This is a genomic window from Anaerobacterium chartisolvens, assembly GCF_003337415.1.
GTDB lineage: Bacteria > Bacillota > Clostridia > Acetivibrionales > DSM-27016 > Anaerobacterium > Anaerobacterium chartisolvens.
The window spans coordinates 1-14,544 of sequence record NZ_QPJT01000048.1; the positions used below are offsets into that span (position 1 = coordinate 1).

14 protein-coding genes, 1 tRNA gene and 1 pseudogene are annotated in these 14,544 nt (G+C 40.0%); 2 read left to right on the top strand and 14 right to left on the bottom strand.

Translation table 11 applies throughout. From position 1 onward, the window contains the following. From DFR58_RS21025 to DFR58_RS21035, 3 genes are all read right to left on the bottom strand, one after another. The coding region (locus tag DFR58_RS21025; RefSeq protein ID WP_207659311.1) for a hypothetical protein at positions 1-259 on the bottom strand (259 nt) is incomplete at its 3' end. A gap of 335 nt (positions 260-594) precedes the next feature. Continuing rightward, complete coding sequence (locus DFR58_RS21030; protein WP_114300351.1) at positions 595-2,217, bottom strand: response regulator; 1,623 nt, start codon at positions 2,215-2,217, stop codon at positions 595-597. Between the two features lies 1 nt (position 2,218). Then, a complete protein-coding gene (locus DFR58_RS21035; protein ID WP_242987775.1) occupies positions 2,219-4,015 on the bottom strand; it encodes a sensor histidine kinase in 1,797 nt (598 codons plus the stop codon). A gap of 498 nt (positions 4,016-4,513) precedes the next feature. Here DFR58_RS21035 and DFR58_RS21040 point away from each other — a divergent pair, with 498 nt between their 5' ends. Next, entirely contained in the window at positions 4,514-4,975 is a 462-nt protein-coding gene (locus DFR58_RS21040) for a pyridoxamine 5'-phosphate oxidase family protein (RefSeq protein ID WP_242987777.1), read from the top strand. Between the two features lie 269 nt (positions 4,976-5,244). Here the strand turns inward: DFR58_RS21040 and DFR58_RS21045 are convergent. Further along, positions 5,245-5,319, bottom strand: a tRNA-Arg gene (locus DFR58_RS21045). A gap of 212 nt (positions 5,320-5,531) precedes the next feature. Here DFR58_RS21045 and DFR58_RS21050 point away from each other — a divergent pair. Beyond that, positions 5,532-7,130, top strand: coding sequence for a PLAT/LH2 domain-containing protein (locus DFR58_RS21050; RefSeq protein ID WP_114300355.1), 1,599 nt, complete (start codon positions 5,532-5,534; stop codon positions 7,128-7,130). Between the two features lie 99 nt (positions 7,131-7,229). Here the strand turns inward: DFR58_RS21050 and DFR58_RS21055 are convergent. From DFR58_RS21055 to DFR58_RS21090, 10 genes and pseudogenes are all read right to left on the bottom strand, one after another. Beyond that, positions 7,230-7,376, bottom strand: a pseudogene (locus DFR58_RS21055) (sporulation transcriptional regulator SpoIIID); the annotation flags it as partial. Positions 7,377-7,403: 27 nt separating this feature from the next. Beyond that, a complete protein-coding gene (locus DFR58_RS22030) occupies positions 7,404-7,550 on the bottom strand; it encodes a hypothetical protein (RefSeq protein WP_170138275.1) in 147 nt (48 codons plus the stop codon). Then, positions 7,551-8,807 carry an AAA family ATPase gene (locus tag DFR58_RS21060; RefSeq protein ID WP_207659312.1) on the bottom strand — a complete coding sequence of 419 codons (1,257 nt, stop codon included), beginning with the start codon at positions 8,805-8,807 and terminating at the stop codon, positions 7,551-7,553. Between the two features lie 296 nt (positions 8,808-9,103). Then, complete coding sequence (locus tag DFR58_RS21065; protein WP_114300361.1) at positions 9,104-10,648, bottom strand: recombinase family protein; 1,545 nt, start codon at positions 10,646-10,648, stop codon at positions 9,104-9,106. 42 nt (positions 10,649-10,690) lie between these two features. Continuing rightward, on the bottom strand, positions 10,691-10,849 hold the full coding sequence (locus tag DFR58_RS22035; protein WP_170138276.1) for a hypothetical protein: 159 nt from the start codon (positions 10,847-10,849) through the stop codon (positions 10,691-10,693). 338 nt (positions 10,850-11,187) lie between these two features. Further along, positions 11,188-11,298 (bottom strand): putative holin-like toxin, encoded by a 111-nt coding sequence (locus DFR58_RS21070; RefSeq protein WP_114300363.1) that lies wholly within the window; start codon positions 11,296-11,298, stop codon positions 11,188-11,190. Positions 11,299-11,497: 199 nt separating this feature from the next. Continuing rightward, entirely contained in the window at positions 11,498-12,775 is a 1,278-nt protein-coding gene (locus DFR58_RS21075) for an Athe_2463 domain-containing protein (RefSeq protein ID WP_114300365.1), read from the bottom strand. A 15-nt stretch (positions 12,776-12,790) separates the two neighbouring features. Next, positions 12,791-13,759: an S-layer homology domain-containing protein gene (locus tag DFR58_RS21080; protein WP_114300367.1), complete on the bottom strand. Its 969-nt coding sequence runs from the start codon at positions 13,757-13,759 to the stop codon at positions 12,791-12,793. A gap of 103 nt (positions 13,760-13,862) precedes the next feature. After that, positions 13,863-14,159: a coiled-coil domain-containing protein gene (locus DFR58_RS21085; protein ID WP_114300369.1), complete on the bottom strand. Its 297-nt coding sequence runs from the start codon at positions 14,157-14,159 to the stop codon at positions 13,863-13,865. Positions 14,160-14,240: 81 nt separating this feature from the next. Continuing rightward, positions 14,241-14,456 (bottom strand): DUF5348 domain-containing protein, encoded by a 216-nt coding sequence (locus tag DFR58_RS21090; protein ID WP_114300371.1) that lies wholly within the window; start codon positions 14,454-14,456, stop codon positions 14,241-14,243. Positions 14,457-14,544 lie beyond the last annotated feature (88 nt).

A 14,544-nucleotide genomic window follows, 5' to 3' on the forward strand; every position in this document is an offset into this window, starting at 1 on the left:
GATAGAACCCATCGGCAATTTGAACTACAATATCGCCGCCGGTCTTAGGCAGAGTCCTTACCACTTCTTTTGCCTTGGCAAGAGTTTTGTACGGCATCGCTTGAGTTCCGTCTCCAGTAGTATCGTCACCGGTTGTGGCAACATAGATAGTTGCACTTGGAGTGTCGCCGGCCATAACCTCCGTGTCCGTGACGAAAATCATGCTGAATATCATCAGCAGTGTCATGACCCACGCCAAAGCTCTCTTCCTTACGTTCATAGAAAAACTCCTTTCCTAAATGCTAAAATTTTAAAACTACCACAGAAAAAAACATATGTAAAAATAAGCACATCAATTTTTGCAAGAGCTGTGCCCGCTTTTTCTGTCTGATTTTGTCCATTGCTGCAAGCAGCAATAGAAAGAAGCATAACAAACGTCAAATAAGGAATCCTTAGTTTAGCTAAACTATTTATTTATACCTCCTAAGCATTGGATTTTAGGTGAATTTTTTCCCTTTCGAAAGGCTTACTCTATGTATTACATGACAATCTTAACGCGTTCTTAACGCAAAATGAAGGGAATTTTGTCGGATAAAGAGGAAAAAAGTTGGTTTTTCAAGAAATGTTGTCGATATATTTACTTGGCGCCAGACCATAATGTTTTTTAAAGCACTTCCCGAAATAGTTTGCATCAGCATAGCCTACCCTGCGTGCAACATCAAGAATCAAAGTGTTTCCTATATCGAAAAGTTCCTTTGCTTTTTTTATTCTGAATTCCGTTAAATACTCATTAATGGTAGCACCTGTATCCCTTTTAAAGACAAAGCATAGATGGGCATAATTCACAAACAGGCTCTTTGCTATTTCATCGACACTGAGCTCGTCGTTATGATAGTTGTCGTTTATATACTTTTTCACTTCTTCTATAAGCTTTGATGCCTTTGAACTCTTATTCTTTTTAATAATTCCCATAGTGTGCTTAAAAATTTCTTTAATCCAGCTTTCCATTTCATCTATTGATTTTTTTGACTGAATTTCTTCAATAATATTAAAATGTCCATTAGGCAGCACATCCTTGAAGCTTAGCCCCACTTCCACAATGAACTCCAGACATACCGCCACAATTTCAATACAGACGACAAAAAGTATCTCATGATGGATATTCTCACCGCGCATGTTCATGAAAATTTGTTTTATCAGCTTTTGAACCTCTTTCTCATCAACTATACGCATATTCAGCAAAAGCTGGCTTCTATGCTCGCCGGTGAACAGGTTTCCTTTTATTCCTGAATCTTCTACCGAGCCATATAGGATTATCTTATTTTTTCCCACTGCAATCTTGTTTTTTAAAGCTATTATGGATTCCTTATATGATGAAGAGATGTCAAATAATTCATTTTTTTCACTCCCGACACCAATGGTAATAGTGAAGCTCAAATGATTATGAATGGCGGTTCTGACCAATTCCAGACTATTCTCAAGGTGAAAATTAAAATAATTGTAGTCCTCCATGCTGTTTCTGCCTATAATTATGCATATCCTGTCTTCAATGTCGCTGCATATGTCAAAAACAAACTGTTCCTCCAGAATTTCGTTTGAAATATTTGACACAGCAAAATTCCAAAGCTGCTTATCCTCTTGGTTCCAGTCGGGATTTTCTTCATAGTCCAGCTCAATTGTGACTACCAGATAATATTCCGAATAAATATTAATATTGAGATACTCCATTTTTTTTAAAAGCTCTTTTCCCCTTCCTATTATCCTCCCCTGAAGCAGCTCATTTAAAAATTTATCCTTTAGCATAGGCATACTGTCTTTAACCTGACGTTTTAGACTGTCAATCTCAATTTTTATATCTGTTTCCTTCTCGATGACATTTTTTATATCCAGCAATGTTTTAGTCAATTCCTCTTCATTTACAGGCTTCAATATATAATTGTGAACACCCATCTGAACGGCTTGTTTTGCATAGTTAAACTCGCTATGCCCTGTCAGGATGATAATTTTACTGTTAATATTCCTTTCCTTTATATTCTGTACAAATTCCAGCCCATCCATAATAGGCATATTTATGTCTACTATTATTATATGCGGACTCAATGCCCCTACCTTTTCAAGAGCATCCCTGCCGTTTTTTGCTTCCCCGCAAATCTCAAAGCCAAGCTCAGCCCAAGGAAGAGATATCTTGAGAGCCTCTCTGAAATAGAATTCATCATCTACAATCATAATTTTCAGCATATTAACCTCCCTCCTCTGCAACGGCCGGCAGCCTCACAATAACCTTTGTATACTCCTGAACCTTGCTCTCTATGCTTATCCCATACTGGTCTCCATACAGCAGCTTCAGCCTTGAGTCGACGCTGTGTACTCCGAAATCCGTACTCTTGTGATGCTTTGACGGCCGGTTAAGCACTCTGTTGATCTGCTCCTGGGACATCCCTATTCCATCATCCATAACCTCAATCTTTATAAGGTCGTGCTCGCAATAGCCCCTTATTGTCAGTATTCCCTTTGTATCTTTCTGCTTCAAACCATGATAAATCGAATTCTCTACCAGAGGCTGCAGAGTCAATTTAGGTATTCGATATTTTAATATCTCTTCTTCAAAATCCAGTTTATAATCCAGATATTCAACATACCTGAGCTTTTGTATCGAAAGATAATTATCAATAAGTTGAATTTCATCTCTGATTGTTATAATATCATCGCCCTTACTCAGCGAAACTCTATAGAATCCTGCAAGGTATTTTGCCGTCATCACCGCGTTTTCTTTTAAGTCCAGCTTTATGAAGGAAATAATGGTTTCAATGGTATTGTATAAAAAATGCGGCTTAATTTGTGACTGCAGCAGCTTGAATTCATTTTCCCGTTTCAGCTTCTGTTCATTATAAATCTGCTCAAGTAAAATATTTATTTTATCCATCAGGCTATTGAAGCCATCTCCAAGCATACCGATTTCACCCTTGACATTGAAATCGGCTCTCAGCTTCAAATTGCCGGACTTGATTTCTTTCATTATGTTAACTAATTTTAGTATCGGCTTTGATATGGTATATGATAATAAATATGAAGCAATAAATGCACTTATCAGGCATATTGCTCCGAAAACAATAATGAGCTGGGTCATTCTTTTATTTTCATGTGTAATTTCATCAAGAGAAATTACACTGACTATTTTCCAATTAAGCTTTTTAAAATCCTGAACGGCAATCAGGGCACGCTTATCTCCAATATTTCTGATAAGGCTTTTATTATGGGAAATCTCCTGAAGCTTATATTCGCCCAAGTACCTCTCATTATCAAACTTCTGATATAATTCATTCTTGTCCTGAGTAGATATTATACTGTTTTGCTCATCTACTATATAGAATTTGTCATCTTTGTTTACTATATTATTCAGATATATTGCCGCTATATCTGTTTCCTTTAAATAAAGTATTGCTGTCCCTAAAATATGCCCCGTATCCAAGCCTATTATTGGCTTGGTGATTGCAAACACATTTTCATTCCCAACATATTTATATTTCATCTTTATCAAGCCTATCCAGACAGGAGTTTTGTTTTCAATTATAAAATCCACCGTATCATTGTCAAAAACAGGGTATATGCTTGAATTGTCAACAAACCCAATTTCAAACAGCTTTTGCTTTGATGACATAATGCTTGCGGCGGCAATACGCGTGGTCGGCTGTGTAACGTTACTTATTACAGTTGAAAAGGTTTTTTCAACCTCAATATTGTCAAGTGAGTCTAATTCATTGCCCTTCATTCGTTCGAGCTGATTTTGCAATCTATTGTCTGTAGATAATATTCTTACATAATCCTCCATGCTTTGGGCTAAATTCAAAAGACTATTGTTAATCAGCGCCAGCTCTCTTTCTGCATTTTTTGTAGCCTTTTCCACTATTGTCCGATTTGATATACCAATAGTAAGAAAGGCAAAAACAGATAATGACGCAAGAAGGATAGCGGCATAGAAAATAAATATCTTAGTCCTTAAGGAAATGTCGTTGAATTTAGAAACCAAACAGTTCATTTATCTGATTTTCATCTCCAATATCTTTTAAAGTTAATCTTCATTCATTGCGACAATGATTTTTATTGAAAGGATTGATGTATTACAAAATATTTCCTCACTCAATCCACTTTATTCGGAAATTCTCCTGATACTTAAACCTATCACTTGCGTTTATGAATGTCAAGTAGTTTTTCCTAATTTGAGAGGGTATAGTCGATTGTAATAGTTGGCTTCTTTAGTACTTATATGGTAAAATAAATCCATATATATATTTAGCAATAAAGATTTTACATGGGGGATATAGTTTGATGGAAGAAATTTTTTTCACCCGTAAGGAATACATCTAAGAAAAGCGCCTGATGACATACCCGTGAGACATTTCCCCGCAAGGCGTCTTTTCGTTGTAGTTAAAAATTTCTGTAAGCAATTATATCCTCCATGTTTGTAAAATCTTTATTGCATCCTATATAGCTTAAATATAAACATAAATTTAGAAGAATGGGGAGGAGGAGTAATTTGGGAACTGCAATGGATGTTATGGCTGAATTATTTTCAAAGGATTGTATTTTTGCATTGGCGACTGTAAACGGAAACAAGCCGTCGGTAAGAATGATTGATACGTATTATGAGGACGGTGCTTTTTATGTTGTTACCTATGCACGCTCCGCTAAAGTGAAAGAATTGGAGTCCAACGAAAAGGTAGCGCTATGCAGTCAGGCATATCGGTTTGACGGTGTTGCCCGCAATATAGGGCATCCTCTAGCCCCTGAAAACTCCACTATCCGCAAAAAGCTTATACAGGTTTTCGAGCCCTGGTACTTCAGACACAACAATGAAGAGGATGAGGCTATGTGCTATGTAAGGATTGAGCTGCAGCAAGGTTTTTTCCATAAAGACGGTACGGGATACAACGTTGATTTTAAGAATAATAAGGCGGAAACATTTCCATTTTCGTTTGACATTATTCTCCCCGAATAGCCGCCTAAAGCTTCAATATTATTGTTCAGATTATGGGCAAGCCCTTGTCAGGAATGATCCATCTTGCGCTTCTTCATCTGTCTGAACATGATTACGGAATTAAGGGATTTACAGGATAAGTCCTTTTGTTGTTATAGTCTCTTTTAAATTCCATGTATGGGATAATTATTATTGCAAAAAAGCGGAAGAATCCTTGCACAAGAATTCATCCGCTTTTTTGCTAATGGAACACTCCCCTTCCCCGCTCGAGGAATGTCACCCTTATTTTTTGGCGTTCCGGACAGGAATCGAACCCGCATCAGTGGAACCGGAATCCACTACCTTATCCATTAGGCCACCGGAACATCTCAATTTATATTATAACAGAATACGCTTATTTTACAACCGTAATTCACACGAATTTGCAAGGCAAATTATGAACACTCTCTCTAATCTAAGAAAAATCAATTGAAAGAATACCTATTTTATATAAACATATTTTTTACATGAATTAAATCCTGTCTTAATTGTTTTAAATTACTATTGCTTGTATAAATTTAAAGGAGGTTTTTTAATCATGCTTAAATCTGTAAAACTTGCAATATGCTGTATAATACCTTTGTCGATTATGTTATCCGCCGCGCTTTATGCATCAGCCTGGCAAAGCTCGGGGTCAAATCCCGCAACAAAGTCATCCACACATGAATTCATAGTGGAGCGGGCCCTTCAAATTATCGAAAATGATTTGGGAAGTGAGGTTTCTTCAGATTCAAATTTCCTCATTATTAAAAATCGCCTGTCCCGTCTCAAAATGGGCTCAACAGCTCCGGATAATCTTAAAAATGTCGCTCTTGGTGGCCTGACTGAGTCGGACTGGTGGTCAAGCCATTTCTATGATCCCGATACCGGCAAAAATTATTCACGCATCTCTCCCTACATACACGCCGAATATCAAACCCGGAGATTTATTAAAATAGCTGTAAGCGATTTTAATAACGGTAATTATGATGCTGCCGTCTATAAGCTCGGATATGCTTCCCACTTTTTTGCAGATCTTTGTGTTCCCCACCACGCCGCTAATAATACAGCGCTAGACAAACCATATAACCACAGCAATTTTGAAGACTTTGCACAATCCATGCACCATAATTATGCTGTATATACCGCTGCCGGCTCCGGCGGTACGGCAAGCGAGCTTTATTCTGAGGCTGACAGCTACAGCACCATTGACAGCTTTATTACCTCCAAGGCCAATTATTACGGGAAAATTTCAAAGAACTATTTCTTTTCCAACTGTAATCCCGGCACCACCGATACATGGAATACCGCTGCGTCGGAAACGATTAAAAATTCTCAGACAGCACTGGCACTCATCTATTACAGATTTCTGCAGGAGCTTAAGCATTCAAAAAAGCTTTCCATAAGAGTTAAAACAGCAAATGTCCTTCTGGCCGGTACAGATGATGACATTTACTTCGGAATGCAAATGCCCAACGGGTATTCAAAGGAGTTTCTTCTGGACAAGACCACCGACATACTTGGAGGCATATATGGCATTAATCTTGAAAATGACTTTGAGCAGGGAAACAATGATGTCTACAATTTCTATATAAACGACTCAGATTTTGACTTTGGCAGCGTTTCCTCCTGCTGGATAAGAAAAAGCCAGTACATGGGTGTGGCAAGCGATTGGAAGCTGGAATCAATAGAAATAGAGGTTGACGACCAATTTGTAAGCTCGAGGTACTTTAATAAATGGTATTCGGGAAATGTCACAGACAGCTGGAGCGTAAACGGACTTGTACCCGGCGCGGTTATAGGCAGATTTGACGTAACAATCAAAACCGCCGACGCTCTCTGGGCCGGTACAGACGACGACATTTACTTCGGAATGGAGATGGGTAACGGTTCGGCTGTAGAATATCTGCTTGATAAATCCGGGTATAATGACTTTGAGAGAAACAAGACTGACACCTATATACTTACGTGCAATGACCCGCAGTTCTCCGCTCCAAACATCACCAGTGTCTGGATAAGAAAAAAAAGCCTGCTCAATGACGACTGGAAATTCTATTCAATAGCAATAACAATGAACGGCGCTCAGGTATTTTACCAAGTACCCAACGAATGGATGTATGGAAGTACAACCTATAAAATGCCGGTAAACGGATTTTAATGGACTCCATAAAAAAATATAAGCTCCCGGACACGCTCTCTGTCCGGGAGCTTTTTTTAATGGATGACACATTTTTATGAGCTAATAAGGTACAGGGTGCTAGCCTCCCTGATACTTGGCTTTTGTCGCCTGTCCTCCCCTTATATGCCTTTCAGCCTTATTTTCTTCAAGCACAAGCCTCACATTTTCAGCCATGACAGGCCTTATTTGCAAAAGCCTTTCAGTTACATCCTTGTGGACTGATGTATGCTAAATGAACGGTGGATTTAATAACTATGAAATTTTATTCTTATTAATGATATTGATAAAATAGTCCAGATAGTGCTTTTCTGTCATTCCCTCACAAAATATAATCTGCTTGCCTATATTTTCTTTTTTAATAGCTTTTTTGCGCTCAGGCGATAGGGTCGTCTTTCCCATCTACTCATCACCCCAGATCGCATCATAGTCAAATATGGGAATCGCTCCGTACTTCCCTTGCAGATAATCCTTGTTAAAAGTAGCGTCCTCTCTTACCTTCAGGTCTGAAAGAGCATAAATACGGGATATACCCATATCATCCTTATCAATAAAAACAACCTCATCACGTCTGAACTGTTCTTTATTCAGTAATGATATATCATGTGTAGTAAATATGAGCTGCGCTTTTTTGTTGCTGCTCGACTGGAAAATGTCAACAATCAGTTTTGTAAGCAATGGGTGGAGCCTTGCAGACATTTCATCCACAATAAATACGCCGCCCTGCTCGGTCATATCAACAATGTCCTGTATATAAGAGAGAAACCGTAATGTCCCTGTAGACTCCTGCTTCAAGTCAAAAGGTTCCTTCCTGATAACTGCTCCGGCATCATCATAGACATTGTGTATTGTCTTGACTATCTTTTGGGGTTTTTCTTTCCCAGTCTTCGGGTCAAGTATATTTTTTGACTGTACCTCTAACCCGCATATTCCAACGTCAATCTGTTTTAAGTATTTTTCTATTTTGCTTCTGTATTTTTTATTATGGTACAGCTTACTATTAATTCTTGCGGAGCCGCCAAGCTTCTTTACACTTACTTCAAGAAATACCTCAAGATATACATTATATTCCTTTTGGAAGAACTCAATAAAGTCCTGCAGCAGTTCCTTTTTATTGTCCTCTTCAAGGAAGTACTCAAGTACAGATAGATATAATCGTTCGGTAGGTACTTTATTATACACTTTTAGCAGTCTTTCGTACTTTTTCCCATATTTTATTTTGTCCCCTTCTCTATAAAATACATCTTGGTTATCTATATCGTACCATTCGCTTAAAACAGAATTTCTTGTACATTCAAACCCATATTGTATTTGTTTATTGTTATATATAAAAATAATTTCAAATTCGGATACCTTATTGGGCGTATCTGTTAGGATGAAAGGATCTAAATCAATTTCCGCTGCAGTCTCCAATCCATTTTCAGTATCATCTTTTGTCTTAGAAATAAACTGCTCAAATATGTACTTTTCCATAAAAAACATAGCTGCAATAAAATTTGATTTCCCAGAAGCATTAGCACCATATATTGCAGTTGTCTTAAGCAGCTTTAAGTCCTCTGAAACCTGTAACAAATGAGACATATGCTGTTTATACGTAGTAGCCCTTAAATCCAGCCTCACTTCATCTTTTATAGATGCAAAATTTTTAACTTTAAACATGATTAACATAAAGCACCTTCTTCCCCACAAAACGTTATACCTCTTAGTATATTCTATTTTGCAGTTCTGCGGATGTCAACAATATTTCCGAAATTTTCGTAAAAACGCTACTATTACTATGATATTATTGACACATTTCTGCTATTTAATCTGAATTTTCTGAATTCTTTGTTTAAAAGAAGCATACAGCATTTGCGTACTTATTTGATCTTGTGGCTATACAATTTAAATATCCTCCTGTACAAAACAAAAACGGCCTAAAGAAAATCTTTATGGCCGTCAGAATATCATATGCTTTATAAGCTTTCCATACTGCCCTCAATATCCAGATCCGCAAACAGCTTAAGGTATACCTTTATTTCCCCGTCCGTTGACACTACTATTTTATCAATTATCCTTTTCAGCATGGCATTGTCAAAGGTTTCGGCGGAAAGCAGCCTGTCTATGCTTCCGCAGTATTTTTTCACCGTATCCCCGATACGGTCATATGCCGAGGTATTTCCCTTCAAAACAGCCAACTCCTTCTCGCACTTGCTTATAGCGGCATTCAGCTCTTCGGTACGTTCCTTCAGCTCCTCTATCGTAATTGCATCCACCTCAAACATCTGTGTCTGCTTTGACTTGGCCTTTTTCAAGCGGTTAAGCTCAGCAGTTACAGCCTGCTCATCCTTTTCATAGCATCCGGGATCATACTTCCTCTTAAACTCTGATATGGTTCTTTGCAGCAGCTTGTCCTTATTTAAAATGATGGAAGCCATGTACTCTCGGATAGAATCCAGCAGCTCCCTTTCATCCACCAGCGTATGATTGCTGCAAAAGTCCGCACCGTTGGCATTGCGCCCCGAGCACGCCCATCGGTTATACTCATTTACATAGGTTCTGCTGATCCTTCGGAAGCTGTAGCCGCAGCAGCCGCATTTAATGAGTGTGCTGAACGGGTATTTACAGCTCTGGCGCTCCGATTTTGCCTTAAATGCGTCTTTACGCTCTCCCAGAAGCTTCTGGGCTTTGTCAAATTCCTCCTGAGTAATAATTGCAAGCTCAGGCCTTTCGGTTACAAACCAGCTTTCTTCACTATTCTTCTTCCTGATCCCCGTCAGAAAATCCTCAACATACTCCTTAGCATTTATAACCCTGCCGATATAAAGCTCATTCTGAAGGATACGGGATATGGCATTCTGGCTCCAGCGGCAGTTCCTTTTTGTTTTCAGGCCCTCCTTGTTCAGTATCCAGGCTATTTTATTCGCGCCGTAGCCCTGATTTAAGTACATATTATAGATGCGCTTCACAACAGAGGCCTCGGACTTATTTATCTTCAGCTCAAACAGCTCTCCGATGGTTTTATCATATCCGTAAACTATATTGGGTATCTTTCCTGCTTTTGCATTCCTCTCCTTTCCGAATTTTACACGCTTAGAAAGATTTGCGCTTTCCTCCTGCGCCATCAGGGCAAGAATGCCAAGAGTGAATTCTCCGTCCTCTGTAGACAGATTGGACGTGATAAACTGGCATTTTATACCCATAGCCTTAAGCTTGCGTATGCTGTTTAAGAAGTCAACCGCATTCCTTGCAAAGCGTGATATGTCCTTTACATACACCCGCTCAAAAAGCCCCTCCTCCGCGTCCTTCATCATGCGGTTGAATGCCCTTCGGTTTTTAAGCTTTGTACCGCTGATTCCTTCGTCGGCATAAAGGGGAACAAGCTCAAAATTGTTGCTTTTGGCGTATTCCTCAAAAAAGCTCTGCTGTGCCGACAGGCTCATAAGCTGATCTTCTTTATCGGTAGATACCCTGCAATAGGCGGCCACTTTGGGTTTTGAAGCTTGTACTTTTTTTGCCATCAAAATGGATTCCTTTCGCAATTTGCTATGCTTTATACAGAATTATGCCGTATGGGTTGTAGGTGCATATGTATCCGATATTTCAAAGGCATCACGCATGATTTTGCTTATAACCGACTGGGCCAGTACCTTTGGGAGATACTTTTCAGCATCCTCCTCCTCATTCGGGTTGATAAATATGATGTTCATATTCATACTCATAAGAAATCCCCCTCTTTACACATTAAATTGACCTCTTTGTATTTGTTTTTTATATTTGTAAATTATATTGAGCTGTCTTTAAAAATATTACCGTTTGTTTTATTGCCTGCCTGTCTTTCTATATTTAAATTAAATAACAAAAAAAGGACACCTAAATGTCCTTAAATATTGAGCAAATATTGTTTCTCAGTGCTTTTTAGAAATTTTATGAAACCGACGGTTTACTATTATTGAATTTATGCTATAATAAATGGTAAGAGGTAATCGGATTCGCATGAATGCGATTGCCGCCTAAGTGACTATGTTTTGATAATCACTCTGCGGGTCAGGCAGGGTGATTATTTTTTTTTCTTAGCTATTGCCTTTATTAGCACAATAATCAAGGAGATAAGCGTCAGGACAAACATCCCCGATCCTATCATTAAAGACATTATCTGGTATGTATCCATAGGCCTCACCTCCCTTCTTTTGTAAGAATGGAGGCGACAATCACACCTGCTCTTTCCGATTACCTGTACATAAGGTTATCATAAAATGATATCCTATTCAACCACATTAAACCTTTTAACTCAATATATTCTGTATTATAGCAACAAAAAAAGGACACCCAAATGTCCCATCACTCCCCTGCCCTTCCATATTCCCCTTCTACTTCCCTCGGCTGATCCCATACTCCGCCTTGATGCTGTCCCACGGCAGCCAGTCCATTATGCTTTCCTTCGATGTCGTGTGGCTTCCATACCAGAGATTCCCTCCGGGTGTGTGCCATGTGTAGCTCTCCACCGTGCTTTTTGTTCCCGTCTGCACTATTATCCCGCTCTTGCGGCCCTTCTGCGGCACGTCATACGTTACCTTCTCCACCGCATAGGGCTTTTCGGGCGTAAACACCAGCTCCTTGTCCAGTATAAGCTTGCCCCAACTGCTCTTGGGCAGCGAGTCATGCGCGAGCTGCTTTTCCTGATCCAGATTCTCCACAAGCCACACCGAGAGCTTCACCGCCTCAGGTTCCGTTATAGTGTAGTTAAGCCCCCTTATTATGTATGTCTCCATAGCCTCCCCGTTCTTTTTGGGGTTGTCCAGAAAGCAGCCGCCGGCATGGTCTATCTCTTTGTAAACACCTGCTACAGCTTCTACTGCTTTAGTGGGGGCTATCGGCAGCGTCACATACCAGTATTGGCCTGAGCTGTAATGTACCATCACGCCCAGCCCCAATGCCTCCTTAGTCGGCGGCTGAAGGATATGCACGTATTTGTACCAGGGTATTACATAGTTCCCCGAAGCGTCCTTTTGCTCAAAGCTGCCGTCAAGCGCAGTCTTGCCGTTGGACAGCAGCACTCTTGTCTTTCCGTCCGGGTTGTAGTAGTATTTACGTCTCAGCCCCTCTACTATGTTGGGCTGGTACTTGTCGTTTATAAAGATACGCTCAGAACCATCCATAAAAGTTTCTGTATAGTCAAACCTTCTTGATTTAAGAAGATTGGCTATAGTCGTCTGCTTTGCTAAAGCAGCATTATAATCGGCATGGCCCGACATCACCTTATACCAGGGAGCCTCCACCCACTGCCACTGCTCCATAGGTATTTTCATTGCCCATCTGTCGGGAGGATAGTCCTCATTTGGATAGTTGTCGCCCTCCCGTGTATACCCCCAGTTCCTGTATACCCCATTGTTTATGTCGTGTGGACTGCCATATACAATGCGGTGCCCCGGTACAAGCAGCCCGGCCCGTATACCCATTCCGTCGGCATTTTGCAGTCCGTAATACTCCTGAAAGCCATAATTAATACTTAGCTCTTCATTTACACCGTCTAAAAACTCCCTTTGCTTTTCATCCAGCACTGCCGCATTTACTGTAAAGAGAGAAGTGCAAAAAATTGTAGCCGTTGCAAGAAGAAGCTTTCCAAGCTTTCTGCTTTTATATCTCATTCTTCCACCCTCTTATCATTTAGGCTCATATATCGTAACAGTTAAAATATCATCACCCTCAAGGCTGCCAACACTTATATCCTGACCACCGAATGTAAACTTTTTGCTGATCCGCATCGTCCTATAGTTCTCCAAATTCTTCTGGCTTGCATAATCAACAATCTGCTTTGCGGCATTCTCGCCAAACTTGCTTGCAAGCAGCTTTTCTGTCTCTTCCCATTGCTTATCAAGATCGTTACGATACAGACTAATGCTTACTCTAAGCTCTTCTCCTTCAAATAGAAAATCCTTATCAATAGCAACCCCAATATAATAGCTGTTTCCGTTCTTATTCATATGAATCTTATACCCATCGTGCAGAATATACTCGTCATCAATCCTCAGTGTAACTGTAGCCCTGTACTTAGGCTCGAGCATTGCAAGGATCATCTTGCTTGCCGCTGCCCGTGATGTGCTGCCCCCGGGATTGTACCCTCCCGGCCCGCCTTCCACTATGCCGAGATAATATACCTTTAATATGTCCTCCCTAAAAGCCTCCGGTATGCTGTCAAAGTCCTTTATAAGCGCCTTGTAGTCTGTCAGATTTTCAGGAAACTTCTCGCCCTTGACGGCCCTTGCTATCACCCTTGCGATCTCCGCTCTGGTTATTACCCTTGTGTAGCTGTCAAACTCACCCTTCTTCACCAGCCCCAGCTCCAGAGCCTTGTCAACATACCCCTGATAATACTTTAAGTTGGTATAGCCCTTTGACCGAAGCACCATTGTTATGAGCTGCGCTGCCAGCACATCGTCGGCAGGGCCGAACCTGCCTCCCGGATACCCGCCTATTATCTGGTTCTTATGCCCCGACAGCTCATTGATGTACACCGCGTACCACTGGCTGTCCGGGACATCGGAAAACTTCTTTCCTGCCGCCCGGCAGCTCCCCGGCAAAAGTCCCGCTATCAGGACAAATGTCATAATAAAGCCTATAACCTTTTTCATGTAAAACACCCCTTCATATATTATTTTTGTGAAATATTCACAGTAAAGCGTATGAAAAAAAGTGCCCTCATCAAGCACTCATTATTACTATTGCACTATTAATCTATTTATTGTGGGATTCTACTATATCCAGCCTCTGGATAGCCTCCGTTTTAAATTCCAGTAGCTCTGCTGTCTTCTCATATACTGCATCAACCTTGCTTTCAAGCTTATTAAAGCGGCTGTCCACCCTCTTCTCCAAACCGTCAATTCTATCAGTAAGCTTTATTTCCAGTTTGTCTATTTTTGTATTCATGCTGTCAAATCTTTGATCCATGCTATCCAGCCTTTGATCCATACTATCCAGCCTTTTATCAACATTGTCAAGCTTTCCAAGTATCTGCTTTAAAATCTCTTCCACAAAACAACCCTCCTTTTAAAATAGCCTGAATATATTATATCACAATTTTTCCAATCTTAAATATTTTTTTGATTGTCCCTTTTATAATCTTACCTTCAATCCATCAATTGAATCAACATCTTTTATGCCGACAAGATACCATTGTTCAGACATTTCAAGCCTTGTCGAAACCCATTTCCCATCTACTTTCACTTCCATAGGATCGCCACAATGCAAACCACTTTCTGTTGTTCCATCATCAAAATAAATACCCATGCGGTCATTTTCCGGATTATAAAATAAAGCTCCCCCTTTCATTCCCTTAGACCCTCCCTTCAATATGCATCCTTCAAGGATACATCCATACGCCGGGCCGGAAAGCTCCCGGCGCATAATCTATCCTTAA